Below are 26,356 nucleotides of genomic sequence, written 5' to 3'. Positions count from 1 at the left end.
CACCAAACAGGTGCTCATTTTTTGTTCTGAATGCGTAACTCTAAAGCTTCCACTTGTTTCAATAAGTCATTTAAACGCAAATTGGCATTATTCAGTGCAGTACGTTGACGCTCAATTTCATCTTTGGAAACCAAATCCATCTTGGTCACCGCTTCATTCAGCAGTGCGCGTAAATTATGTTCTAAGTCTTGTTTAGGTTGTTCGACTTGTTCCAGTATGGCTTGTAATAAAGTTTCAATCATTTCTATATCCAACAGTTGGAGAAGTGACAGCAGTGTACCATTGCTGCTTCTGACTCTATAGCCTTTCAGATGAAATATGATTTCATCGATTGTAAAAAAATCATAAATCTTCGACTAAAAAACCTGAATTTTGAAGCTCAAAACGCATTTAAATGTATAGAATAGGGTATAAAGAAAACTCATGTCAGACTTTCTTTTCCCCCCAACCTAAGAATTTTTGGCATGAAATTTGAACATAAAACCTTACTGGTGAAATAAGCCGAAGGAAAACAAACATGAAGCTCGTAACTGCAATTGTAAAACCGTTTAAATTGGATGATGTGCGTGAAGCACTGTCTGAAATTGGTGTTCAAGGGATCACGGTAACTGAAGTCAAAGGCTTTGGTCGTCAAAAAGGTCATACTGAACTTTATCGTGGCGCTGAATATGTTGTTGATTTCTTACCAAAAGTAAAAATCGAAATCGCGATCAGTGATGAAATGGTCGACGCGGTGATTGAGTCAATCACACGTGTGGCTAGTACAGGAAAAATTGGCGACGGTAAAATTTTCGTCACAAATTTAGAGCAAGTCATCCGTATCCGTACAGGTGAAACAGGTGCCGATGCCGTTTAATTTGGCATGAAGTTTGCTGAGTAACACATAACTCGCACAAATTAGGTTGGGGGATACGAATGAAAAAGATGCTATTCGCGCTGAGCTTATCTGGCGCACTTTTAGGTGGTTCTGTTGCTTGGGCTGAAGAAGCAGCAACAGCGCCAACTCCATCAGAACAAGTCACAGTGGTTGAAACAACGGATGTGGCTGCTCCAGCGGTACAAGCGGTTGAAGCCGTTGCTGCTCCAGTAGAAGCACCCGCACCTGCAGAAGAAGAACCAACATTAGATACAGGTGATACGGCGTGGATTTTAGTCTCCACAGCACTGGTTTTATTAATGACCATTCCAGGTTTAGCGTTATTCTACGGCGGTATGGTTCGTAAGAAAAATGTCTTAAGCACCATGGCACATAGCTTTGTTGCTGCGGCAGTGGTGAGTATTGCATGGGTCATCATTGGTTATACATTGGCCTTTGGTGAGGGCAATGCCTTTATCGGTGGCTTAGATAAGTTTATGCTGACTGGGATTACCACAGATGCACTCACAGGGACGATTCCTGAAGTTCTATTCGTTATTTTCCAAATGACCTTTGCCATCATTACGGTTGCCATTATTAGTGGTTCAATTGCAGAACGGATGAAATTCGGCGCATTTATCGCTTTCATCTCGATTTGGGTAGTCGTGGTTTATGCACCAATTACTCACTGGGTATGGGGCGGTGGCTGGTTAGCAAATGATGGTGCACTCGACTTTGCTGGCGGTACCGTTGTACACATCAACTCAGGTGTGGCAGGTTTGGTTGCTGCATATATGCTGGGCAAACGTATGGGCTTAGGCCGTGAATCAATGGCTCCACACAACTTGGCATTAACCGTTGTGGGTGCAAGCTTACTGTGGGTTGGTTGGTTTGGTTTCAACGGTGGTTCTGCATTGGGCGCAAACGGCTCAGCAGGTTATGCATTGCTCGTGACGCAAGTAGCAGCAGCAGCAGCGGCAATCTCTTGGTTAATTACTGAAAAAGTTGCACGTGGTAAAGGTTCAGTACTCGGTGCTGCATCTGGTGCGGTTGCTGGTCTGGTAGTGATTACACCAGCAGCAGGCTTTGTGACTGTCGGCGGTGCACTGGCGATGGGTTTAATCGGTGGTGTGGTGTGCTTCTGGGGTATCAGTGCATTGAAACGTGCCTTAAAAGCCGACGACTCTTTAGATGCGTTTGGTTTACATGGTGTGGGTGGTATTGTCGGTGCAATCTTAACGGCATTCTTTGCCAGCGATTTCATCATGGGCGACAAAGCGCCAAGTGATGTGATGCATCAACTTTGGGTTCAAGTTGAAGGGGTATTGGCAACGATCGCATACTCAGCAGTATTAACCTTCATTATCTTAAAAGTGATTGATCTAGTGATTGGAATTCGCGTTGAATCTGATGATGAACGTATGGGTCTAGACTTGAGTCAACATGGCGAACGTGTGGACTAATCAATAGAATAATAAATAAACAGTATAATCAATATATTGTGTGAAACAGCCCGAAAGGGCTGTTTTTTTTCTATATCTAGCGTAAAGCTCTACAAAACACCGAATTTTTGCTACACTCTAAAACCATTCAAATTTGTTCAATTTAACCACTATGCATTGTCCATTTTGCAACGCTGAAGACAGTAAAGTGATCGACTCACGTTTGGCCGCTGAAGGTTGTCAAATTCGTCGTCGTCGTGAATGTATTAGTTGTGGTGAACGATTCACAACCTTTGAAAGTTATGAAGTGGTCATGCCTCGTGTGATCAAGTCGGATGGAAAAAGTGAACCTTTTGATGAAGCAAAATTGCGTCGTTCCTTGATGCATGCTTTACAAAAACGTCCCGTGACGCAAGAGCAAATTGAAACTGTCTTGAGCGATATTCAGCTGCAAATCCGCCGTTTAGGTGAGCGTGATGTGAAATCACGCACCATTGGTGAAATTGTTATGCAATCTTTATTTTCGTTGGATCATGTTGCGTATGTACGTTTTGCATCGGTCTATCAAGACTTTCAGGATGTGGATGCCTTTCGCCACCAAATTGAACAAATGCAACAACGTGAACATTAAGCGAGTTGGCATCCATGTCTGAATTACAGTCTAGTGCTTTACACGCCGACCAAGCTTGGATGAAACAAGCGATTGCTTTAGCACTACAAGGTCAATACAGCACCAAGCCAAATCCAAATGTAGGCTGTGTCATTGTCAAAGATGGGCAGTTGCTAGGGACGGGTTATCACCCTAAAGCGGGTCAGCCCCATGCAGAAGTTTTTGCGATGCGCGAAGCGGGCGAACAGACCCAAGGCGCAACGGCTTATGTCACTTTAGAACCTTGTGCGCATTATGGGCGTACACCGCCGTGTGCCAAAGGTTTGGTCGAGGCAGGTGTGGCACGTGTTGTGATTGCCTGTCCAGACCCCAACCCCTTGGTGGCTGGTAAAGGGGTACAAATTTTAAAAGAAGCAGGCATTGAGGTCGATGTTGGTATTTGCCAAGCCGAAGCGCATCAGTTGAATGCGGGCTTTTTAAAAGCCATGGCTACAGGTATGCCTTATGTGCGTTTAAAAGTTGCTTCTAGTTTAGATGGTCGAACGGCGATGGCTTCGGGTGAGTCAAAATGGATTACAGGCTCAGACGCACGTTTAGATGTTCAGCATTTTCGTGCCATTTCTGGCGTCGTGATCACTGGGATTGAAACTATACTGGCCGATGATCCTCAGCTCAATGTCAGACAGCTTCAGCGTGTTACGGATCTGACAACAGTTGTACAACCAAAACGTCTGGTGTTAGACCGTCAAGGCCGATTGCCTCTGACGGCTCAAATTTTACAGCAGCCTGACACCGTGATGGTGATGGGGCCTTATCGTCAAGCATTGGCTGATTTAGGCGTGCTACAGTTTGCTGTACAGTCTTTAGATCAGTTATTAAAGCAGTTGGTTCAATCGCATCAAATTTACGATGTCATGGTTGAAGCAGGTGCAACGTTATCGACGGCTTTTTTACAAGAGAAGTTGGTCGATGAAATGATTAGTTATGTAGCACCGACCTTATTGGGTCAGTCTGCACGTGCAATGTTCAATGCTGAGTTTTCTCAGATGGCAGAGCAACTCCGCTTTAAGCTCATGGATGTCACACAATTGGGTGATGATGTGCGCTTAACGCTTATCCCTTCTCAAGAGTCATTATGAGTTCAGAGTCTACGGTTTATCATAAACGTCGTCACGCGGCACGTACCACCGATGAATATCTATTTCATCAACTTGTTCCTTATTTGGGGAATAAGCGCCGTCTGTTGCATCTGATTTTAGAGGCACTCGAGAGTACAGGGACTTTAAACCGTGCAGATGGTCGTGCGCCTATTTTTGCTGACTTCTTTGCAGGTTCGGGCGTGGTCTCGCGTTTGGCGCGTCAAAATGGTTATCGCGTGATTGCCAATGACTGGGAACCGTATAGCCATGCGTTGAACCATGCCATCTTGGCTTGTACCGAAGCGCCTGCATTTAAAGAGTTGGGTGGTTATCAAAAAGCCATTGATTATTTAAACCGCTTGCCTGAAGTTAAGGGCTGGGTGACACATAATTTGTGTCCGCGAAATGATGAGATCTATGATCCAAGCCGAGATCGTTTGTTCTTCAAACGTCGCAACGGCATGCGTATCGATGCGATTCGTCAGCAAATTGCCACATGGCAGGCACAAGGGGCAATCGATGATGTGGAGATGTCTGCTTTATTGGCACCGCTGCTGTATTCAGCCAGTTTTGTCAGCAATACTTCCGGCGTCTTTAAGAGCTTCCACCACGGCTGGGGGGGTAAAACCCAAACAGCGTTAGAACGGATTGAATCCTTGCTGTGGTTGACCCCAAGTCGCTTTAGTGAAGTGGGTGATAATAAGCAAAAGAACCCGATGGCTGAAATGTGGTGTGTCGATGCGCAGCATTTGGCAAACCAAATGAGTAGTTTTGAGGTCGATGTAGCCTATCTAGATCCACCCTATAACCAGCATGCTTACAGTAGTAATTATCATGTCTTAAATGCTTTAACCTTATGGGATCAGGTGGATTTGCCGACACCAGACACCAAAGGTTTTAAAAGCGGAATTGACCGTGCGTGGCGTAAAGAGCGTCCGAGTCCTTATAACTCGTCAAAGTATGCCAAAGAGGCATATGAAAAATTACTTTCTACCATCAATGCACGTTACATTCTGACCAGTTATTCAACCGATGGTAATATTGAAGCAGGGGACTTGCTCAAAGCCAATTTGGAGCGAGGTCGCGTGACTTTATTAACGCAGGATGTACCGCGTTATCGCGTGAGTAAACAGCGTCAGTCTGAGCGTGCGCGTGTGTTAGAGTTTATTGTGATCACCGATACCCATGCCAAGTCAGGTCCGCCAATTCGTCAGCTACTGGGGCAGTTGTACCATTATGCCGAATTGGGTGGAGTCGATACATCTGGGGTCACGACACAGTTGGCGCTGTGGTAAAAATATAGAGGTAGAAATAAGACATGTTTACAGGGATCATTGAAAGTCTAGGCACAGTTGAAAGCGTACAAAATGTCGGTGGCGATGTGCGGTTGCGCATTGGTACGGATCTTGATATGTCAGATGTACATTTGGGTGACTCGATTGCCACCAATGGCATTTGCCTCACAGTGATTGACTGGGGTGAGCACTGGTATGCTGCCGATGTCTCACGTGAAAGTTTGAACCGAACCACACTGACCCACTGGAAAGTTGGCCAACGTGTCAATGTGGAAAAGGCGATGTTGCCCACTACACGTTTTGGTGGACACATTGTGTCAGGTCATGTCGATGCTGTGGGTGAAATCACCGTTGTGCGTGAAGATGCACGCTCGCTTTATTTTGAAGTGACTGCGCCAGCCGAGATTGCACGTTACTTGGCAGAAAAAGGCTCGATCACGGTCGATGGGATCAGTTTAACCATTAATCATTTGCGTGGGCGTATTTTAAGCCTCAATTTAATTCCGCATACGGCTGAACGAACCAACATTGGAACGTGGAAGGCAGGCAGTCAAGTGAACCTTGAAGTGGATGTGTTAGCACGCTACATTGAACGTCTGATGATGGGTGACAAAGCTGCGGAAACTCCCCCACAATCTAAAATTAGTTTAGACTTTTTGGCACAAAATGGTTTCTTGAAATAGAAAAATCGTTTAGATTGCAGCAAGAATAGACAAAAGATGAGCTCCCTATTTGCCCAAAATGAGGGAGTTTTTCTTTTGAAATGAATAGGTAAGCAATTGAGTATGATGAAAGATAGTACGCAGTTCATTGCACGGATCGGTGACAATGATTGATTTTTTTCTCCATCTAGAACAATTATTGCCCGTACTGCTTGCAGAATACGGCCTTTGGATTTATGCGATTCTTTTTCTGATTATTTTTGCAGAAACCGGTTTCGTTTTTATGTTCTTTTTGCCGGGTGACAGTTTACTGATTGCCATTGGTGCCCTATGTTCTAGCTCGGATTTAATCCATATCCACACCATGGGTATTTTGATGATGATTGCTGCGGTATTGGGTTATATCGTCAATTATTATACCGGTCAGAAGCTGGGCTTTAAATTTGCCCATCAGCATTCGCGTTGGCTGAAACCCGAATATATGATGAAGACCAATCAATATTTCTTAAAGCATGGTGGTAAAACCATTTTAGTGGCACGTTTTATTCCTTTTGTACGTTCTTTCGCGCCTTTTGCTGCGGGCGCAGGGCATATGAGCTTGGCGACTTTTATGTGGTACAACGTGACCGGTGGCCTGATTTGGATTGGTAGTTTGTTGGCGATTGGTTATGGTGTGGGCAATACCTTATCGTTTATGGTTGATGTGTTGGTTTGAGATCACAGACCACATCAGCCGAGCAAAACAAGGGTGCATAAAAAAACTCACCGAAGTGAGTTTAAGTGGAAGCCAAGGCCAGTTAGGCAGAGTTGGATACCACTTCATCAGAAAAGTCTGAATTTTTCAAAATATAGTCAATTTCTTCTTGAGCCGCGGCTTGCAGCTTACTGCGGTAGCTGGCGACGGACTCTTCAATTAAGGTTTCCGCTTCAAGCTCTAAACGTAAACGGACACTTTCTAACTCAGACAAAATTTGTGAGTCATCAATACCAAATTTACCTTTGGCATAGTCCAGAGCTTGTTCAGGCGTTTTCTCATAGCGTGCGGTGTAACTCGAAATTTCCTGATCGACACTTTGACGCATCACATTTAAAGCTTGGGTTTGCTCATTGAACTGACGGATTTCATCTTTTTTGAGGCTCTCCGCATAAGCTTCCTGTGCTGCGCGTTTGTCTGCCAGTGATTTTTCTAATGCTTGTTGTTTACGAATCCGCGCTTCTTCAATCAGCTGTGCTTTCAGATCAGCATACGCTTGTTCAATTCGTTGGGTCGAGACAGCTTGAGCACGTTGATCTTGTTCAATCCAACTGTGCAAACCTGTTTCAGGTTTGAGTACATCGCAGACGCGACTCAGGTCATCAATAAAGGCCTGACGAACAGCATCAGGTACATTTAACCAGCGCTGTTTAAAATCTGGACCAACATTCAATGCCACTACGCATCTCCTTATTTAGACGGGGAATCATTTAAAGCTTGAAGGTTCGAGCTTCAACTCCGAGACGTCTATATTGTTTAAATTTTTCACGACCTTGTTGTTTGGCCGATTCGTTATTTTCAATAATTTCTATAATGTGGCTAAATTTTTCGAACTGTTCAAGAGCTTGATCGTTAAAATTGAACACAATCCAGTCAGATTGCTCAGGCAGTTGGGCTGAGATACAAATACGCGCATCGATTTGATCAATGCCATGCGGAATAAAGCTCGTGTCATCAAAACTCCACAAACGTTCATCTAGTTGCTGTTGTAGTTCAGTGTCGCTTGCATACAACCAGATTCGCTCTGGCTGACGCAAGATTTTACGACATAAACGACAAGCACTTTCGACTTGTCGTTCAGGACTTTGTTCAAACAGATAAAAGCTAATATTAGCCATTAGACTGCGCACGATGAGCTAAGAATTGCATCAATAAGGGTACTGGGCGACCGGTTGCCCCTTTATTGGCACCCGAGTTCCATGCTGTACCTGCGATGTCCAAATGCGCCCAGCGGTAATCACGGGTGAAACGTTGCAAGAAGCACGCTGCAGTTACGGCACCAGCTTTAGGCCCGCCAATGTTGGCAATATCTGCAAATGGAGAGTCTAACTGTTCTTGATAGTCATCAATCACAGGCATGCGCCAGACGCGGTCAAAGCTATTTTGACCTGCTTCAGACAGTTCGGCCGCCAGTTTGTCATCTGGGGTAAACATACCCGTTAAGACTGAACCGAGTGCCACGACACAGGCACCTGTTAAGGTTGCAATATCAATGACCAGTTCAGGGTTAAAGCGTTTTACATAGGTCAATGTATCGCACAGCACCAAACGACCTTCTGCATCGGTATTTAAAATTTCAACGGTTTGACCGCTCATGGTGCTCACGATGTCACCCGGACGTGTAGCTTTGCCTGACGGCATATTTTCAGCTGCAGCAATCGTACCTACGACATGAATGGCTAAACGTGATTCACATAGAGCACGGAGTGTCCCTAGAACCGATGCTGCACCACACATGTCATATTTCATTTCATCCATACCAGCGCCCGGTTTCAATGAAATGCCACCTGTATCAAAGGTGATTCCTTTACCGACCAAGACCACTGGGGCTTCAGAACGTTCAGCTTGATACTCAAGGGTAATAATACGGCCTGGGCGGTCTGAACCTTTGCTCACCGCAAGGAAGGAATGCATGCCCAGATCAGCCATTTGCTGCTCATCAAGGACATTAACACGGAGTAGGTCAGGATATTGGGCTGCCAGTTCTAAGGCTTGCTCTGCCAAATATTCAGGGAAGCAGATATTGCCTGGACGGTTGCCTAAGTCACGAGCAAAGCTTTGACCAGATTGCACGGCTTCAATCAATTTAAGTTGCGCAGCATTCAGCGGCGACTCAGCAGCAATCAGGCTGATCTGTTCAAGCACGTTGTCTGCTTTTTTCGATTTGAATTCATCAAAAGCATATGCGGCTTGCGTCAAACTGAGGGCAAATAAATAATGGAGTTCAGCTGGAAGGGCTGAAAGGTCAAGGCTGATGTGTTTGAATTTTTTTTGTGAAGCTTTGATAATGGTTTGAGCAATTTTCACCAGCTTTGCTGCTTGTAATTCAGCTGCTTTCCCGACACCCACCAAGGCTGCATTGGGGCTTGTTGGAATTTGACCAATGAGGCTCAAGGTTTCATTGAACGCGGCTTTAAACTGAGTCGCTTCAATTAAGTTGTTTAAATCATTAATTTGATAAGCATTTGCAAGGTGTTGCGTGTTTTCAGAATCTACTAATATCAACAAAAATTGGCTAGACGTATTCTCTGTGAATGACGTATTAATAGAGAGTTTCATAAGTTTTATTTAAGCCTTATAAAGTTTGAAAATGATTAAACCACTGAAACATTAACATGAATAGAGTTGCAAAGTGCAACAAGAGTACAGGTTTTATATTTTCACTATTCGGGTAAACTAGCGCTAGTTTTTATTCACCTATTTTTGGAAGAATTAATTTGATTATTCGGCGTTATCTGGTCAAACAAGTGGTGTCGACATCCTTGGTTGTGATCGCCTTATTGACCTTGATCATGATGGGCGGTCGTTTGATCAAGTATTTTGGCGTAGCCGCGCAGGGTCGCTTAGATGCAGGTATTTTATTTAGCATTATTGGCTATCGTTTGCCTGAATTTTTAACGCTGATTCTTCCTCTAGGCTTTTTTATTGGGCTGATGCTGGTTTTTGGTCGTCTGTATGTCGATCATGAAATGGCAGTACTCAATGGTAGTGGCGTCAGTCGTAACCAATTGGGGCGACTGCTGATTCCTATGACCGTGGTGTTTCTTGCCGTTCAAGCCGTGCTGATGCTTTGGATGGCGCCGTGGGGTGTTCGTCAGTTTGAGCAGCTCACCACCAGTCAGGCGGTGCGTACTGGTTTTGATTTGGTTCGACCCAAAGAGTTTATTTCATCGGGGCCTTATACCATTTATGCGGGTGACTTATCCGAAGACCGTAAGAACCTCAAAGACATCTTCTTCTATCAACGCGCTGAAGCAGAAGGTAAGCCCGATGTCATGATTTTGGCCAAAGAAGCCACGCGGGTTGAAATTGAAAATGATCCTGCCAATGTGGTGGATTTGGTGCAAGGTCGCCGTTATGAAATTTATCCGGGACAGCCACGTTATAGCCAAGCCGAGTTTCAGTCTTATCGCCTACGTTTAGAAAATGATAAAGAAGCGAAGTTTGAAAGTGCTGATGTTGAAGCATTGTCCACCATGAAACTTTGGGATAATCGTAATGATCCTGTTGTGGCGAGTGAGTTGGGCTGGCGTATTTTTGTACCGTTTGCCATTGTAGTGGCGTTGCTCCTCGCTGTGGCGTTATCTGAAGTGAGTCCACGCCAAGGCCGTTACTTAAAGCTGTTCCCTGCATTGCTTATTTTTGCCAGTTTAATCGTGGCTTTGATGGCCATTAAAACCCGAGTCAGTAAAGAAGAAATGGGGATTTGGGCTTATCCATTGATCTTGGTGATCTATGCGATAGCAGCGGCTTTGTTTTCGCGTAAACAAAAGCTGGCCCCGAAAATTAAGAAAACATTACAACGAGCGGGGTCTTAATCATGTTCGCACGTCGTATAGTCGCAAAACATGTGACCAAAACCACCGCGATGGCGATGCTGGGTGCTACCGCTATTTTATCAGTCTTACAAATTTTGTTTACCTATTTGGGTGAGCTAGGCTCCCTTAAAGAAGGTTATGGTGCTTGGGATGCTTTACGTTATGTACTGTGGGGAGCACCGCAATATCTCTATGAGATTCTACCGATTGCCGCGTTAATTGGCTCGGTACTGGGCCTCGGCACTTTGGCTTCAAACAGTGAGCTGATTGTGATGCGCTCGGTGGGGGTGAGTCTCTGGCGGATTGTTGGTTGGGTGATTCGTTCGGCTTTAATTTTGGTGGTACTGTCATTCGCTTTAAGTGAATGGGTGATTCCATATACCAATGAGCAAGCCAAAGGTGTGAAAAGCCATCGAACAGCGGCTGAGCTCGGTGAAGTACGTGGTTACTGGACACGAGAAGGGCAGCGTTTTATTTATGTCGATTATGCCAACTCTCAAGGTCAGCTGAAAAATGTGCAAGTGGTCGACTTTGACAATAATGCTCGTTTAAAAGGCGTTTTAAATGCTGAGCAAGGTCAGTTTGTGCAAGATGGTCATTGGATCTTAGAAAATACGGCCCAAGTTGATTTACTACCGACAGGTAACGCCACGGCACAAAAGGCCGCTGAAACGCCTTTGGCATTGGCACTGCAGCCGAAATATGTACACATGGTGACGATTGACCCTGAAGACCTTTCACCAAGTCAATTGGTTAGTTTCATGAGCTATATGCATGAATACAGCCAAGTGCCTAAAACTTATCAGTTGGCTTTTTGGCAAAAAGTGGCGTCTCCATTTGCCTTAATTGCTTTGGTGTTGATTGCTTGTTCCTTTATTTTTGGCCCACTGCGCCAACAATCGATGGGCTTTCGTTTAGTCATTGCACTGTTTACAGGCTTAGGTTTCTTTTACCTGCAAGACTTCTTGGGTTATGCAAGTTTGGTTTATTCACCTTCACCCGCATGGTTTGTTTTTGTGCCGATTTTACTGATGTTTGTCGCAGGTGGTTATTTATTACAACGTGCGCGATAACTGTACGATATTGAAGAAAACAATGCGGATGATGGTGTTAAACCATCATGCCTGCATAGAGTCTTGACCGAAAATTCGGTAAGATAGAGCGATGAATTTGTAGACAAAAAAAGAGTGCTTATTATGGCGGATGCAACTGCTGGCAAAATCCCTCACGTACTGGTCATTATGGATGGTGTGGGACACCGTGAAGCGATCGAAGACAATGCATTTTTAGCAGCGAATCGACCGAATTTAACAGCGATTGAAGCAAAGCATCCGCATAGCTTAATTTCAGGTTCTGGTGAAGATGTGGGTCTGCCAGATGGCCAAATGGGCAACTCTGAAGTGGGTCATATGAACTTGGGCGCAGGGCGTGTGCTCTATCAAGACTTTACCCGAATCACCAAAGACATTCGTACGGGTGCTTTTTTCGAGCATGAAGTTTTGGTTGATGCTGTTGAGAAAGCCAAAGCAGCGGGTGGTGCGTTGCACATCATGGGGCTATTGTCTGAAGGTGGGGTGCATTCACACGAAGACCACATTGTTGCCATGGCTGAACTTGCGTTAAAACGCGGTGCAACCGTGTATCTCCATGCCTTCTTAGATGGTCGTGATACCCCGCCACGTAGTGCACAGCCTTCTTTAGAAAAATTAGATGCATTGTTTGCTCAATATCCAAATCAAGGTCGTATTGTGAGTCTGATTGGTCGTTATTTTGCGATGGATCGAGATAACCGTTGGGACCGTGTGGAACAAGCCTATCGTTTACTTACAGAGTCTGAAGCAACACGTACTGCAGCTACAGCTGTTGAAGGTTTAGCATTGGCTTATGCCGCAGATGAATCTGATGAATTTGTCAAAGCAACACGCATTGGCGATACTGTGAAAGTTGAAGACGGTGACAGCATCGTCTTTATGAATTTCCGTGCGGATCGTGCGCGTGAAATTACCAAAGCGTTTGTTGAAAAAGATTTTGCAGGCTTTGCGCGTAAAGTCGTACCAAACCTATCTAAGTTTGTGATGTTGACACGCTACCAAGCCAGTATTGATGCACCTGTGGCGTATATGCCTGAAGCATTAAAAAACTCGATTGGTGAATATCTTTCAGACCTTGGTAAAACCCAATTACGTATTGCTGAAACTGAGAAATATGCACATGTGACATTCTTCTTCAGTGGTGGTCGTGAAGATGAATATCCAGGTGAAAAACGTATTTTGATTCCGTCACCGAATGTGGCTACTTATGACCTCAAGCCAGAAATGAGCGCCTATGAAGTGACCGATGAATTGGTGGCTGCGATTAACTCTGGTGAGTTTGATCTATTGGTGGTGAACTATGCCAACGGCGATATGGTGGGTCATACGGGCGTGTTTAATGCTGCAGTGAAAGCAGTGGAAGCTGTTGATTTATGCTTAGGCCGTGTCTATGAGGCGGTGATGGCACAAAAAGGCCATATGTTAATTACGGCTGACCATGGTAATGTTGAACAAATGCAGGATTATCACAGTGGTCAGGTGCATACTCAGCATACGACAGAATTGGTGCCTTTTATCTATGTCGGCCCAACCCAAGCAACCATTGCGGAGGGTGGTGTATTGGCCGATGTCGCGCCAACCTTGTTAAGCTTGATGCATCTTCCTGTTCCAGCAGACATGCAAGGTCGTAACTTAATTACATTAGACGTATAAATCAATTTGGGTGGGTAAATGGCAAAAGCATCGTGGACTTCAATAGGTGTAGTGATTGCTTTAGGTCTGAGTCTGATCCACCCGATGGGGGCTGTTGCAAAAACTGCGGCAGCACCCGCTTTTGATGATGAATTGGAACAAGGTTATGTTGAGGTTCCGATTGAATCAATTCAACAATTTGTGCAAATCTACGGTTTAGTCAAAGACAATTATGTGGCTGAACGTAGTGATGAAGCATTGTTTCAACAGGCCATTAAAGGTTTAGTCAGTGGCTTAGACCGTTATTCTCGCTATTTATCTCCTCAAGAATATAAACAACTGGTGCAATATACCGAAGGGGATTTGGCTTCAGTTGACTTCAGTTTAGAGTTTGATTCTCGCTTACAACAATGGCTGATTCGTGGATTAAAACCTGACTCAGATTCCAGCAAACTGGGCTTAAAAAATGGGATCTCCGTTTTTAAAGTGGATGATCAAGAGCTACGCAAGCTCAACCATGCTCAAGTCAATGAATTACTCAGTGGGGCAATTGGTAGTACCATCAGCCTACAGTTAAAAGCCAATTCAACGCCGATCAATTTAGTCCGAACCAAAAAGGTTGAAACCGATATTCAGGCGCAACTGTTGAATAACCAAGTTTTGGTGCTCAAGGTGCGGGTGTTTCAACAGGATACGGCCAATGAAATTCAGCAACTGATTGAAGAACATCAGTCTTCGCGTTTAAAAGCGGTCTTGATTGACCTCAGAAATAATCCCGGGGGGCTGTTGTCTGCCGCAGTTGAATCTGCTGATTTATTCTTAAATCAAGGGGTGATTGTTTCAACCCAAAGCCGTTCTGAAGGGGATCAACAGTTCCAAGCTTTACCAAGCCTAGAGTTTCAAAACTTAAAAGTGGGGATTCTGATTAATGATCGCTCTGCATCGGCCGCGGAGGTGTTTACCGCTGCGCTGAAGGAGCATGGACGGGCGTGGGTGATTGGTGAAAAAAGTTATGGTAAGGGCGTGGTACAGAAACTATTTCCGTTATCGAATGGTGCAGCTTTGCAAATGACGGTATCGCATTATTACACCCCAAGTGGTCGGATGATTGAAGGAGTAGGAATTGCGCCAAATCAGGTATATCCAATGCCACATGAACTCAAAGACGAAAGCTATGTTGAACATGTGGCAGAGATTCTAATTAACCGTCGTTAAGTCTTTAAACGGAATCGTCTTCGCCATCTAGCCCGAATTTCTTCAAGCGATAACGTAAAGAACGGAAAGACATGCCGAGCTTTTTAGCCGCCAGTGTTCGGTTCCAGTGGGTAAGATTGAGCGCATTCATCAAAATTTCTTTTTCAATTTTTTCTAAATACAGCTCTAAACCCTCTTCGGGCAATTTACGCGAAGGCATATGACTGAGTTGATCATTGCCAACAGTACCTTGTTGCGTGGCATTGGCATAGTTGGTCTGAGCAATTGGTCGCAGTGGGGCTGTTTGCAAGTGTGGTAAGTCGATACTGCTTTCATCACTTAAAGTGATGGCACGTTCCATCATATTGCGTAATTCACGCACATTGCCTGGATAATATTGGGCCAATAAAAATTCACGTGCACGTTCACTCAATGCTTTGACTGGGATGTCCCATTCTTGGCAGATTTTCTGAATGAAATGTTGTGCTAAAAGAATAATGTCATTGCCACGCTCACGTAGGGCTGGCAGCACAATGTCCATGACATGGATGCGGAAGTACAAATCCTGACGGAACTTGCCTTGTTGTACCAGTGCTTCTAGGTCTTGATGGCTGGCACTAATCACACGAAAATCGACATCAATTTCCGTGTCACTCCCAATTGGGCGAATGCGTTTTTCGCACCCGTTTTTCTTGTACCGCGCGCAGCAGTTTCACCTGCATAGTGAGCGGTAACTCGGCAATTTCATCTAAAAATAAACTGCCGCCATGTGCAGAGAGAATCAGCCCTTGTTTGTCTTGAGTGGCCCCTGTGAAGCTGCCTTTACGGTGTCCAAACAATTCACTTTCCATCAGTTCGGTCGGTATGGCACCGCAGTTAATGGCAATAAATGGCCCTTCATTGCGATTGCTCAGGCGATGTACCAGATTAGCCACCACTTCTTTGCCAGTGCCTGATTCACCCGTAATACAGACAGGGGCTTGCGAGCGTGCAATTTTCTTTAAGGTTATGCGTAGCTGTTGAATAGGAAGGGACTGACCAATCAGCAGACGATGTTCAAGCGTATCTTCTTGGATATGCAGCTGACTGATGGGCTGATTAAAGGCTTTTTGTAAAAGTTGCTCTAAATGTTTTTGGTTGATTGGTTTACTGACAAAATCAAAAGCACCAGCTTTAAGTGCTGCAATCGCAATATCCATATTGCCGTAAGCAGTCAGCACTGCAACAGGCAAATTAGGATAATTTTGAGCAATAAAATCGACCAAGCTCAGACCATTACCATCGGGTAAATTCAGATCGGTTAGACAGGCATCATATTGATGCGTTTTCAGGGCTTGAACCGCCTCTTGTAAGCGATAGGCAATATGTGTATCAATCCCCATCCGACTTAAAGACATTTGCATCAGTGTACATAAGTCTTGTTCGTCATCCACCAATAAAACAAGTGGTTTTTTTTCCACGTTTAACCCCAAAAATTACACGTCATTGTTTATACGGGGGCATTCAATCCGAAAGCATGCCCCTATTTTTTGTTCTACATAGTATAGCTTAGCTTGGTTGGCTTCGCAGAAACTATGGGATAAATATAATCCTAACCCAGTTCCATTGATTGAGGTACTAAAAAACGGTTGAAACAGGGCGGTTTGATCCTGAGTGGCGACCCCTTCACCAAAATCGCAGACCTCAATATGGACGAGGTTTTTGTAGCTATAGACACGAATTTGAATGTGCTCAGCTTCAGCTGCATTATGCCGAATGGCGTATCGAATCAGGTTGATCAGCACTTGCCTCAGTTGTTGTTCATCAAACTGAATCTGAGCTTGATCGGAAATGCGGTAATCAATTTGATCTTTGACATCGGGCAAATCTTCAACGATAAAACGTTCTAAAAAAGCGGCGACATCAATCAAGGTCGGATAGGTTTCTTTACTGCGTGCCATGTTCAGTGTATCGCCAATAATTTTATCAATCCGTGAGGCTTGTTTGGCAATCATGTTATGCAACAGTTCTTGTTGTGGGTCGTTAAGTTGCATTAATTCATTGGCTTGCGTGATGGCTGCCAGTGGATTGCGGATTTCATGTGCAATGCTGGCAGAAAGTTGACCCAGTGCAGCCAGTTTGAGTTGTTGTACACGTTGATTAATTTTTTGTGCATCTTGCAGGACGAATAAGGTGAGTGTCTGATTCGGTACTTGTAGTTTTTGAATTTCGATCTGAATTTGAAAGCGACTCAGCTGGGATGTAAATTGGAATTTTTCTCCATTCTTCAGTTGGTCGAATTTGAGGAGTTCAAATAAATCAGGCTGTGCTTTGTACAAAGGATATTTATCGTGAGCATAAATCGGGGAGATACCCAATAATGCACAGGCTGCAGGATTACTCAGCACCATGTGGCAGTTTTCATCGAGAACCAAATAGCCGAGCTCGGTTTGCTCTAAAATATAACGGTTAATGTTTTGCAGTTGGTCCAGTTCTTGGGACTGATAGAAGTTTAAATTTTCAAGGACTTGAAAACGTCGTACTGCAATTTGTCCAGACCCATAAACCACAAAGAACAAAAAGGCGAGCACGGCACTGTTGCCAATGGTATTCAATGAACTAATTGAAAATAGCGTTCCAATAAAGTGTTGATAAACCAGTGTAATCACAGCAATCAAGGTAATGATGAGCGCTTTTTGTTTATCGACCAATACACAAGCGGCAAAGATCGTGATCACAAACAATAAGCTTAACTGTAAGTTTGGACCATCGGTGGCGAAAGTGAGTAAACTGAGACTAATGACATCGACAATAAACAACAAGGTGAGCTGAAGTGATATGCGCTTGCGCACATGCTTGAGGCTCAATAGCTGAAAGGCACTGATAAAAATAAAGCCAATCAGGACAGAACGATACAATACTGGATATTGATAATTTGAAAACAACTGCTCATAGGTCAGCAGATAAACCAGCAACAAACAACAGCCAATAAACAGTCGATAAGACGCATACCAAACACCTAGACGGTATTGATTTAACTGAATATTGGTTGAGTATTGCAGCATGCGGGTGTTAGTCAGCTTGCATCAGGGTTTGATTAAGCCATAACGAATAGCAAGGTGAGTCAGCTTCACATCACTGTCGATGTTGAGCTTTTCAAAAATTCGGTAACGGTAAGTATTGACCGTTTTTACGCTCACAAAAAGCTTGTCAGAAATTTCCTGTGCACTAATGCAATTCACGACCATCATCGCCACCTGCATTTCACGTTCAGACAGAGCATCAAAAGGCGAGGTTTGTGTATCCGATAGATAAGAACTGGCCAGTTGTTCAGCAATATCAGCGCTGAAATATTTGCCGCCTTGCATCACTTTATTAATGGCACGTACCATTTCGGTCACAGGTGCACCCTTTGTAATGTAGCCTTTGGCGCCAGCTTTGAGTAACAGGGAAGGATAAGGTTCTTCAGCTAGACCACTGACTGCCAGTACTTTGGTCTCGGGTGCGGTTTGCAGTAAGCGGCGTGTGGTTTCAACTCCACCAATACCTGGCATGTTGACATCTAACAGAACCACATTTGGGTGATGTTGACGGACGAGATTAATTGCTTCTTCACCAGATTCAGCTTGGCCAATAACTTGAACATCGGCATGGTCCTCGAGCATTCGACAAATCCCTGTACGTACTAACTCATGGTCATCTACCACTAAAACTGTGATCACCTAGCTCTTCCTCACTATAAAAACCATATTTTTTGTTACATAAAGCAAAATAAGCTTGCAATGAAACGACAAAATTAGCAATCCTATTCTTAGGCTTATTTGAAAAGATATGCACGCTGTCGACGGCAATGCTGTTCGCATTGTGTACAAATGTAAGGCATATTGGCGTGAATACGCAAATGTATCTTATGGGTTATGAAGTTGAGTGAAGAAAAGTGAAAAAATCAAATAAATTTTTAATGCATCTATTGGGATGGTCGATTGCAATGACGGTCAGTACCCATAGCTTTGCAGACTTGGTGATGAACCCGAGCTCGGGGCCTAGCCAAGCAAGCATGAGCTGGTCTGCTGCAGATGCAGAACAGCTTCTGAATGATGATCTAATGGAAGATCCTGAAGAGTACGCTCCTCAGGGTTCAACAAAAGTCACCACCAGTATTCGCAGTTCCAATGGTGTGGTGACGAACAACAGCACCTCAAAAACGGTACAAATTTTCGATACCTCTAAATATTCAAACCAACCCAGTGTCAATGCTCGTGCAGCATTGGTGATGGATGGCAATACAGGTGAAGTGCTGTACAGTAAAAACAGTAATACCGCGCTGCCAATTGCTTCGATTACTAAGCTGATGACGGCGGTGGTGATTTCAGATGCGCGTTTAAATATGTCTGAAAACATTACTTTACAGCAAGCGGACTTTTCCTGTTCGGGTTGTAAAAGTTCAAGCTCGTCACTGCGTGCAGGGGACAGTATGAACCGTGCAGAAGCATTGTTATTTGCATTAATGAAGTCAGAAAACCCAGCAGCATCAGCGCTTGCACGGACGTATCCGGGTGGTCGCTCAGCCTTTGTTTCGGCGATGAATGCCAAAGCAAAATCCTTGGGTATGACTTCAACCCATTATATGGAATCTACAGGTTTACATCCAGGTAATATCGCTTCAGCACGTGACTTGGGTATTTTAGTCAATGCCGCATCACAATATGGTCTGATTCGTCAGTTCTCAACCACAGCAAGCTATGATTTTAACTTGGGTTATCGTGTATTAAAATCAAATAATACCAATGCCTTAGTTCGTAACGGTGGCTGGAATATTAATATTTCAAAAACAGGTTTCATTAATGAAGCCGGTCGTTGTGTGGTGATGCATACCACTTTAAATAACCGTCCAGCAGTAGTGGTGTTATTGGGCGCGGACTCCTCTGCAGCACGTACCAATGATGCAACGCGCCTAATGAACTGGGCAAGCCAATTACCAAAACGTATTTAACCCGACTTTGTTTTTGTTCACTCAACAACAAAAATTGAGTCATAAAAAAGCCCTGCATATGCAGGGCTTTTTTTGTCTTCTCTCAATTACATGTTTGAAAGAATTGAATCGCGAACTTGTTCTAAAGTTGCATCGATTGACAGCATGACCGCATCAGAACACTGTTTGATCGCAGTATCAGGGTCTTTTAGACCATTACCTGTCACCGTACAGACAATCACAGAACCTTCCGCAATTTTACCTGCTTTGATGTCACGGATTGCACCGCCGATCGACGCTGCAGAAGCAGGTTCTACAAAGACACCTTCATACATTGAAAGCAAACGCTGTGCTTCTAGAATTTCAGCATCAGTTAGCTCATCGAACCAACCTTGAGAATCACGAACCACCGCTTTAGCATGGTTCCAGCTTTGTGGATTACCAATGCGGATAGCCGTTGCAACTGTTTCAGGGTTTTCAACTGGTGCACCACGTAAGAATGGCGCAGCACCTGCTGCTTGGTAACCAACCATGGTTGGTAAACCTTCAGGCTTTGGACCTGTGAACTGATCTGTTTCAGAGTCGTAAATCACTTGCTCAAATTGATCTGCAGGTTGGTTGGCAACGGCTTCGGTATAACCCATCCAGTGTGCAGTAATGTTCCCTGCGTTACCCACGGGTAAGCAGTGGTAATCTGGTGCACGGCCTAACTCATCTACGATTTCGTAAGCAATGGTTTTTTGACCCTGCAAACGGTATGGGTTGATTGAGTTTACGATGGTTACAGGGGCTTTGTCGGCAATTTCTTTGACCAGACGCATACCGTCATCGAAGTTACCGCGGATTTGCATGGTGATGGCACCATACATCATCGCCTGCGCCATTTTACCCATGGCAATTTTGCCTTCTGGGATTAACACAAACGCTTTGATGCCTGCGCGTGCTGCATAAGCCGCAGCCGCAGCTGAGGTATTACCTGTAGAGGCACAGATAATCGCTTTTGAGCCTTCTTCAACGGCTTTAGTAACCGCCATGGTCATACCACGGTCTTTAAATGAACCAGTCGGGTTTAAGCCCTCGTACTTCACATAAATTTCAACATTTTTGCCAATTAAACGTGGAATGTTCTCGAGTTTAATCAGTGGCGTATTACCTTCACCTAAAGAAATAGCGCGAGTAGTTGCAGACACTGGTAAACGGTCGCGATAACGGTCAACTAAACCAGTATAACGATTGGCATTCGACATGATGATGTTCCAATTGTGTGTAGAGCTTGGTGAGGAAGAGAAGAGCGTTCTTTTCCTCAACCCGATTAATTATCAAGCGATTCTAAACGAATTCGCACGATTTCGCCATGAATGACGGGTAAGGCTTGAATTTGAGCAAGTGCCTCGTCCATTTTTGATTCAACGACTGGATCAGTCAAAATCACGATTGGAATAAGGTCTTTTAAGCGTGGTTGTTGCATGATGGCATCGATACTGATGCCTGCACGACTGAGAATCGTGGTCACATCCGCCAAGACGCCAGTTTGATCTTCTGCATTAATCCGGATGTAATAACCGGTGGTCATTTCTTCACGGCTTAAAATTGGCACATTGGTCAGTGCTTCGAAGGCCAATTGTGGAATTGTTCCAGCGCCATCTTCGGTATAAGATATATCACGGACGATATCAATGACATCTGCAACGACCGCAGACGCCGTTGGACCTGCGCCTGCACCCGCACCGTAATACAAGGTTGGGCCGACAGCATGAGCTTGTACCAAGACGGCATTTTTAACACCGTTGACATTGGCAATCAGTTCTTCCGCAGGGATCAAGGTTGGGTGAACACGAAGTTCGATGCCATTCGCTGCGCGACGCGCAATCCCCAAGTGCTTAATACGGAAACCCAGCTCTTCAGCATACTTCACATCTTGTGCTGTGATTTTACTGATGCCTTCGGTATAGACTTTGTCAAACTGTAGCGGAATACCAAAAGCACACGATGCTAAAATCGTGAGTTTATGTGCAGCATCAATGCCTTCGACATCAAAAGTTGGATCAGCTTCGGCATAACCCAGTTCTTGTGCTTCTTTTAATACGTCGGCAAAGGCACGACCTTTTTCACGCATTTCAGTCAGAATAAAGTTGCCTGTACCATTGATGATACCCGCTAACCAATTAATCTTGTTTGCCGCTAGACCTTCGCGCATCACTTTAATGATGGGAATGCCCCCTGCAACCGCAGCTTCATAGGCGATTTGCACGGCATTGTCATCCGCCAGTTTGAACAGCTCATTACCATGTTCAGCAAGTAAAGCTTTGTTCGCGGTGACGACTTGTTTGCCATGCAAAATGGCTTCTTTAATCACTTCATATGCAGGATGGATGCCACCCATCACTTCAACCACAACATCGACATCAGGCTGACGCACAATGTCGAGTAAGTCAGCACTTTGCTTGACCTCATCGCCTAAATCTAAGTCTGGACGAGGGCGGCGTGTGCCGACATAGGTAATTTGAATTTCACGACCGGTGCGACGTTTAATCTCAGCAGCATTTTCTTTTAGTAGTTTAAGGGCACCACCACCCACAGTACCAAGACCGAGGATTGCCAGACGAACTGGTTTCACGTCACACTCCAATTTACTTATATATATTGAACCAAGCCTAGATCATAGCTAAAAAAACTGTGAGACTCTAGGAAAGAAATCATTTTATGTTCAACTATAAATATTAGTTAAATAACAAATAAAAATTAGTTATTTAAGGCGATTTAATAATTCACTTGGGGCCAAATAGCCACCGAGATATTCACCATCTTCATTGTAGATCGCAGGTGTCCCATTTACGCCCATGTTCAGACCCAACTGGTATTGATCTCGCACTGGGTTTTTACAGGTCGCCGGTGGAAGTTGAGCACCTGAAATCGCTTGATCAAAGGCAGCTTGACGGTCTGCGCTACACCACACACTTTCCATGGCTGGCATGAACTGTTCGCCACGCGGCCATGCAATGTAACGCACTTCAATGCCTTGAGCTGTGATTTCAGGGATGTGTTCGTGCAGTTTATGGCAGTAAGGGCAGCTGGCATCGGTAAAGACATAAACCACATGTTTGGTCTTGCCTTTGGCTTTATAAACCAGCAGATCTTCAGTTTTGAGTCCAGCTAGAAGTTTTTTGTTGGCTTCAGCTTGCAGGTTGTCGCTGACGTTGTGGAGGGTTTTATCGCCCAAGCGAATCACATCACCTTGGATAATATATTTACCATCTGCCGTGGTATAAACCGAGCTCATCCCTTCAAGATTGACCCAAAATAAGTTTGGCACTTCAGTGGTTTTGATATCGATGATTTTGGCATTGATATTGGCTGTTTTGAAATGCTTTTGAAGAGTGTCAATTAAACGTTGCTTTGCATTACGTTCAGTCAAAGTTGACGCTTCACCTGTGGCTGGCGCGCTTGCCGTTAAAGAGTCTTGTTTTTTTTCTTCGGTGTTATTTGAACATGCTGTAAATAGAACACTTGAAGCAATGGCACAGGCAATGAACAATGGTTTACGGGTAAATAACATAGATAACCCTTTTTCTTTTGACTTTATAAAAACAGAGCGCCAAGCATAGCAAAAAAAGTACAGGACTCGGTAATACTTCGTAGTCTTCGTGCTAAAAACAGCCTTAAGTTATGGATGATCAAGACCTTAAGCCCTAGGGTGATGGCTGGCATGCAGTTGTTGCATACGCACTTGTGCGACATGGGTATAAATTTGCGTCGTGGACAGATCACTATGTCCCAATAACATTTGTACCACACGCAAGTCCGCACCGTGATTGAGTAAATGCGTTGCAAAAGCATGTCGTAAGGTGTGTGGAGACAGTTCAGCCTGAATCCCTGCTTGTAAGGCATAGCGTTTAATGGCATACCAAAAGTTTTGCCGACTCATAATGCCGCCATGTTGAGTTAAAAATAGATAGTCAGTTGCAGATTTATATAATTGCGGACGGGACTCAATTAAGTATTTTTCGACCCATTCCACGGCTATTTGCCCTAAAGGCACCAGTCTCTCTTTATTGCCCTTACCCGTAATTCTTAAATAGCCTTGTTTTAAATTGATTAAGTCTAGGCGTAGGTTCAGTAGCTCAGATACACGTAAACCACAGGCATATAACACTTCAAACATGGCACGATCACGGAGTCCAAGAGCGGTTTCAATATCGGGGGCTTGAATTAAGGCATCCACGTCTTGCTCAGACAAGTCTTTAGGCAGTGCACGGCCAATTTTGGGTGTTTTATGCAGCGCGACAGGGTTGTCTGAACGCAGTTTTTGTTCCCGTAGAAACTTAAAAAAAGAACGCAGAGCAGACAGACAGCGCGCAATGGAGCGCGGGCTTTTACCTTGCTTTGTGAGGGTCAGCAGAACATCGGCGACATCGTCACTGCTCCATTCGGGCATGCTCACCAGACTACACTCGCTGCACTGCAATAAGTCAGAGAGATAAGCATTTCGGGTGTGCGGGCTGACGGTTTGTGCAATGAGATAATCTTTAAAGCCATGTAAAAAACTGAGCTGAGTTGGGATTTGAACAGGCGCAGGCACACGCGGTTTTTTATTTAACATAAAACTCTCAAGCACATCATCACGGAAAGACAAAAACAAGGAATAGGGGTTTTATTCAATGTAGTGTAATCATTCTCGCTTGTCGATGTGTTATAACAGATGCGAATCATTATCGAATCTGATTTGGTAATTATTCTCATTTGTTTGTATACTGTTCAAAATATTAAAGGGTTGGATGCGGTGCGTTTATCTGATTTAAAAGTCAAACAAACTGCCATCATTAACAAAGTGAATCATACTTTGGATGGCGAAGCTCAGACTGATTTGGTGGCTAGTCGTCTTGAAACATTAGGCTTTGTCGCAGGTACAAAAGTACAGGTGATTACCAAAGGTGTTTTTGGTGGCGATCCAATTTTAATCCAAGTGGGTTTTACACGTTTCGCCTTAAGAAAAGTTGAAGCTGAAAAAATTGAAATTCAAGTCGAAGGAGCACCTAGATGAGTGATGCCTTGCGTGTTGCCCTTGTAGGTAATCCAAACTGCGGTAAAACTTCGTTATTTAACCATCTCACTGGAACACGCCAAAAAGTAGGTAACTATGCGGGTGTAACGGTTGAGCGTAAAGTTGGTCAATTTACTCTTCCTTCTGGTCAAGCGGTTCGCGTTCTGGATTTGCCAGGGACGTATAGCTTAGATGCGACCAGCCCTGATGAAATGATTACCCGCGATGTGGTGATGGGGAAAATTGCAGACGAAGATCAGCAAGATGCTTTCTTATGTGTGGTTGATGCAACCAACCTCAAACTTCACCTTGGTTTAGTGATTGAACTGATTGCATTGGGCCGTCCAATGTTAATCGTTTTAAACATGATGGATGAAGCACGTCGCCGTGGCATGCAAATCAATACCCAAAAGCTTTCTGAGCGCTTGGGTGTGCCGATCGTTGAAACGGTTGCGGTGCGTAACTCGGGTATTGAAAGCCTGCTTAGCGCTTTAGAGCAGGGCAAATATGCCGTGCCTTATACCGAGCTGACGGGTTTAAAAGGCGACACTGCACATGAGAAAGTAGAAAATTTATTACATGACGCTGTGCAGTACGTCGATGAAGAAGACAAGCGAACTGATTTTCTAGATAAGATTTTCCTACATCCAGTTTTGGGTTTAGTTAGCCTTGCCGTCATGATGTTTATTGTCTTCCAAGCCGTTTTTGCTTGGGCTGCGCCGTTTATGGATGGGATTGAAACTTTCTTCGGTTGGCTCGGTGAAACTGCTGGTGGCGTGATTAGCCAACCTTTGCTTAATAGCTTGGTGGTGGACGGAGTTATTGCGGGTGCGGGTGGTGTGGTGGTGTTCTTACCGCAGATTTTAATTTTGTTCTTCTTTATCTTGGTGTTGGAAGAGTCGGGTTATTTACCGCGTGCCGCGTTTTTGCTGGATAAACTGATGTTTAAAGCAGGTCTTTCTGGGCGTGCCTTTATTCCATTGTTATCAAGCTTTGCCTGCGCAATTCCGGGCATCATGGCATCGCGTACCATTGGTGATCCGCGTGACCGTTTGACCACGATTTTTGTTGCACCGCTGATGACGTGTTCTGCACGTTTACCTGTATATGCCTTGTTAATTGCCGCTTTTATTCCTGAACAAACCGTTTGGGGCCTATTCAATCTGCAAGGTTTGGTGTTGTTTGCATTATATATGGCCGGGATTGCGAGTGCACTGTGTGTATCTTTCGTTCTGAAGTTCTTCCAGAAAGATAAGTCACAACATATGTTGATGATGGAGTTGCCAAGCTATCGTTTCCCTGACTTAAAGAATATTTGGATTGGTTTACTTGACCGCGCCAAGATCTTCTTGCGTCGTGTGGGTGGCATCATTTTCGCGTTGTCTATTTTGCTGTGGTTCTTGTGTACTTTCCCGCAAGCCCCTGAAGGTGCGACTTTACCAGAAATTGATTATTCATTTGCCGGTATGCTCGGTCATTTACTACAACCGATTTTTGCACCGCTGGGCTTCAACTGGCAGATTTGTATTGCCTTGATTCCAGCCATGGCCGCTCGTGAAGTCGTAGTGGCAGCTTTAGGTACGGTATATGCCTTATCCGCTGTCGATGAAGATGCAATGTCACAAGGTTTGGCTTCACTGATCAGTAGTGGCGGTGAGCTCGGCTGGTCGGTGGCGACTGGTCTGTCTTTATTGGTGTGGTTTATTTATGCGCCGCACTGTTTGGCGACTTTGGCGACGGTCAAACGTGAAACAGGTTCATGGAAAACCGTGAGTTTTATGACCATTTACTTGTTTGGTTTGGCTTATTTAATGTCATTCCTGACCTATCAAATTGCAACGCACTATTTGGGCTAATTGGCGTAAATAGGC

Annotated in this window: 24 protein-coding genes and 1 pseudogene; 14 read left to right on the top strand and 11 right to left on the bottom strand. The window is 44.4% G+C overall.

The window, feature by feature from the left end:
- Positions 1 to 14: 14 nt before the first annotated feature.
- A complete protein-coding gene (locus ACY3FQ_RS15095; protein ID WP_004692854.1) occupies positions 15 to 242 on the bottom strand; it encodes an accessory factor UbiK family protein in 228 nt (75 codons plus the stop codon).
- Positions 243 to 517: 275 nt separating this feature from the next.
- Between ACY3FQ_RS15095 and glnK the strand changes: the two genes are divergently transcribed.
- The 7 genes from glnK (at position 518) to ACY3FQ_RS15060 (ending at position 6,719) form a co-directional block, all read left to right on the top strand.
- The gene (gene glnK / locus ACY3FQ_RS15090) at positions 518 to 856 is read left to right on the top strand and encodes a P-II family nitrogen regulator (protein WP_004281042.1); all 339 of its coding nucleotides are present in this window, start codon (positions 518 to 520) and stop codon (positions 854 to 856) included.
- A gap of 59 nt (positions 857 to 915) precedes the next feature.
- On the top strand, positions 916 to 2,319 hold the full coding sequence (locus ACY3FQ_RS15085) for an ammonium transporter (protein ID WP_010325684.1): 1,404 nt from the start codon (positions 916 to 918) through the stop codon (positions 2,317 to 2,319).
- Positions 2,320 to 2,470: 151 nt separating this feature from the next.
- A complete protein-coding gene (gene nrdR, locus ACY3FQ_RS15080) occupies positions 2,471 to 2,929 on the top strand; it encodes a transcriptional regulator NrdR (RefSeq protein WP_004692852.1) in 459 nt (152 codons plus the stop codon).
- 14 nt (positions 2,930 to 2,943) lie between these two features.
- Positions 2,944 to 4,047 carry a bifunctional diaminohydroxyphosphoribosylaminopyrimidine deaminase/5-amino-6-(5-phosphoribosylamino)uracil reductase RibD gene (gene ribD, locus ACY3FQ_RS15075; protein ID WP_287166743.1) on the top strand — a complete coding sequence of 368 codons (1,104 nt, stop codon included), beginning with the start codon at positions 2,944 to 2,946 and terminating at the stop codon, positions 4,045 to 4,047.
- Entirely contained in the window at positions 4,044 to 5,342 is a 1,299-nt protein-coding gene (locus tag ACY3FQ_RS15070; protein WP_004692850.1) for a DNA adenine methylase, read from the top strand. Before ribD ends, ACY3FQ_RS15070 begins: the two co-directional genes overlap by 4 nt.
- Before the next feature lie 23 nt (positions 5,343 to 5,365).
- Entirely contained in the window at positions 5,366 to 6,025 is a 660-nt protein-coding gene (locus ACY3FQ_RS15065) for a riboflavin synthase (protein ID WP_176536997.1), read from the top strand.
- 145 nt (positions 6,026 to 6,170) lie between these two features.
- The gene (locus ACY3FQ_RS15060; RefSeq protein WP_004692848.1) at positions 6,171 to 6,719 is read left to right on the top strand and encodes a VTT domain-containing protein; all 549 of its coding nucleotides are present in this window, start codon (positions 6,171 to 6,173) and stop codon (positions 6,717 to 6,719) included.
- Between the two features lie 82 nt (positions 6,720 to 6,801).
- Here ACY3FQ_RS15060 and blhA read toward each other — a convergent pair whose 3' ends face one another.
- Genes blhA through ACY3FQ_RS15045 form a run of 3 tightly spaced genes read right to left on the bottom strand, consistent with a single transcriptional unit; the run spans position 6,802 to position 9,317 of the window.
- Positions 6,802 to 7,437, bottom strand: coding sequence for a cell division protein BlhA (gene blhA, locus ACY3FQ_RS15055; RefSeq protein ID WP_004978568.1), 636 nt, complete (start codon positions 7,435 to 7,437; stop codon positions 6,802 to 6,804).
- Between the two features lie 31 nt (positions 7,438 to 7,468).
- Complete coding sequence (locus ACY3FQ_RS15050) at positions 7,469 to 7,876, bottom strand: DNA polymerase III subunit chi (protein WP_078425943.1); 408 nt, start codon at positions 7,874 to 7,876, stop codon at positions 7,469 to 7,471.
- Positions 7,869 to 9,317: a leucyl aminopeptidase gene (locus tag ACY3FQ_RS15045; protein WP_287166744.1), complete on the bottom strand. Its 1,449-nt coding sequence runs from the start codon at positions 9,315 to 9,317 to the stop codon at positions 7,869 to 7,871. The genes ACY3FQ_RS15050 and ACY3FQ_RS15045 overlap by 8 nt, the downstream gene beginning before the upstream one ends.
- A gap of 158 nt (positions 9,318 to 9,475) precedes the next feature.
- On the opposite strand from ACY3FQ_RS15045, the gene lptF reads away from it, so the two are divergent.
- The 4 genes from lptF (at position 9,476) to ACY3FQ_RS15025 (ending at position 14,514) form a co-directional block, all read left to right on the top strand.
- A complete protein-coding gene (lptF, locus tag ACY3FQ_RS15040; protein ID WP_287166745.1) occupies positions 9,476 to 10,576 on the top strand; it encodes an LPS export ABC transporter permease LptF in 1,101 nt (366 codons plus the stop codon).
- 2 nt (positions 10,577 to 10,578) lie between these two features.
- Complete coding sequence (lptG, locus tag ACY3FQ_RS15035) at positions 10,579 to 11,649, top strand: LPS export ABC transporter permease LptG (RefSeq protein ID WP_058868725.1); 1,071 nt, start codon at positions 10,579 to 10,581, stop codon at positions 11,647 to 11,649.
- A gap of 123 nt (positions 11,650 to 11,772) precedes the next feature.
- A complete protein-coding gene (gene gpmI, locus ACY3FQ_RS15030) occupies positions 11,773 to 13,320 on the top strand; it encodes a 2,3-bisphosphoglycerate-independent phosphoglycerate mutase (RefSeq protein WP_287166747.1) in 1,548 nt (515 codons plus the stop codon).
- Positions 13,321 to 13,338: 18 nt separating this feature from the next.
- The gene (locus tag ACY3FQ_RS15025) at positions 13,339 to 14,514 is read left to right on the top strand and encodes a S41 family peptidase (protein ID WP_004692840.1); all 1,176 of its coding nucleotides are present in this window, start codon (positions 13,339 to 13,341) and stop codon (positions 14,512 to 14,514) included.
- A gap of 4 nt (positions 14,515 to 14,518) precedes the next feature.
- Here the strand turns inward: ACY3FQ_RS15025 and ACY3FQ_RS15020 are convergent.
- From ACY3FQ_RS15020 to gacA, 3 genes and pseudogenes are all read right to left on the bottom strand, one after another.
- Positions 14,519 to 15,896 (bottom strand): annotated as a pseudogene (locus tag ACY3FQ_RS15020) (sigma-54-dependent transcriptional regulator).
- 72 nt (positions 15,897 to 15,968) lie between these two features.
- Positions 15,969 to 17,537: a sensor histidine kinase gene (locus ACY3FQ_RS15015; RefSeq protein ID WP_489774293.1), complete on the bottom strand. Its 1,569-nt coding sequence runs from the start codon at positions 17,535 to 17,537 to the stop codon at positions 15,969 to 15,971.
- Positions 17,538 to 17,558: 21 nt separating this feature from the next.
- A complete protein-coding gene (gene gacA / locus ACY3FQ_RS15010; protein WP_004692836.1) occupies positions 17,559 to 18,194 on the bottom strand; it encodes a response regulator transcription factor GacA in 636 nt (211 codons plus the stop codon).
- 215 nt (positions 18,195 to 18,409) lie between these two features.
- On the opposite strand from gacA, the gene ACY3FQ_RS15005 reads away from it, so the two are divergent.
- Positions 18,410 to 19,465 (top strand): serine hydrolase family protein, encoded by a 1,056-nt coding sequence (locus ACY3FQ_RS15005; RefSeq protein WP_348958319.1) that lies wholly within the window; start codon positions 18,410 to 18,412, stop codon positions 19,463 to 19,465.
- An 86-nt stretch (positions 19,466 to 19,551) separates the two neighbouring features.
- Here the strand turns inward: ACY3FQ_RS15005 and thrC are convergent, their stop codons facing one another.
- From thrC to xerD, 4 genes are all read right to left on the bottom strand, one after another.
- Complete coding sequence (gene thrC / locus ACY3FQ_RS15000; RefSeq protein WP_348958318.1) at positions 19,552 to 20,691, bottom strand: threonine synthase; 1,140 nt, start codon at positions 20,689 to 20,691, stop codon at positions 19,552 to 19,554.
- Positions 20,692 to 20,756: 65 nt separating this feature from the next.
- The gene (locus ACY3FQ_RS14995) at positions 20,757 to 22,061 is read right to left on the bottom strand and encodes a homoserine dehydrogenase (protein WP_010325700.1); all 1,305 of its coding nucleotides are present in this window, start codon (positions 22,059 to 22,061) and stop codon (positions 20,757 to 20,759) included.
- A gap of 129 nt (positions 22,062 to 22,190) precedes the next feature.
- Entirely contained in the window at positions 22,191 to 23,000 is an 810-nt protein-coding gene (locus ACY3FQ_RS14990) for a DsbC family protein (RefSeq protein ID WP_004692830.1), read from the bottom strand.
- Between the two features lie 126 nt (positions 23,001 to 23,126).
- Complete coding sequence (xerD, locus tag ACY3FQ_RS14985; protein WP_062033281.1) at positions 23,127 to 24,044, bottom strand: site-specific tyrosine recombinase XerD; 918 nt, start codon at positions 24,042 to 24,044, stop codon at positions 23,127 to 23,129.
- Positions 24,045 to 24,224: 180 nt separating this feature from the next.
- On the opposite strand from xerD, the gene ACY3FQ_RS14980 reads away from it, so the two are divergent.
- Both ACY3FQ_RS14980 and feoB read left to right on the top strand, forming a co-directional pair.
- Positions 24,225 to 24,485: a FeoA family protein gene (locus tag ACY3FQ_RS14980; protein ID WP_010325703.1), complete on the top strand. Its 261-nt coding sequence runs from the start codon at positions 24,225 to 24,227 to the stop codon at positions 24,483 to 24,485.
- A complete protein-coding gene (feoB, locus tag ACY3FQ_RS14975; RefSeq protein ID WP_348958317.1) occupies positions 24,482 to 26,341 on the top strand; it encodes a ferrous iron transporter B in 1,860 nt (619 codons plus the stop codon). The genes ACY3FQ_RS14980 and feoB overlap by 4 nt, the downstream gene beginning before the upstream one ends.
- The last annotated feature ends 15 nt before the right edge of the window (positions 26,342 to 26,356 follow it).

It is taken from the genome of Acinetobacter sp. AB03, from assembly GCF_058107045.1.
This window is presented reverse-complemented; position numbering and strand designations above follow the sequence as displayed.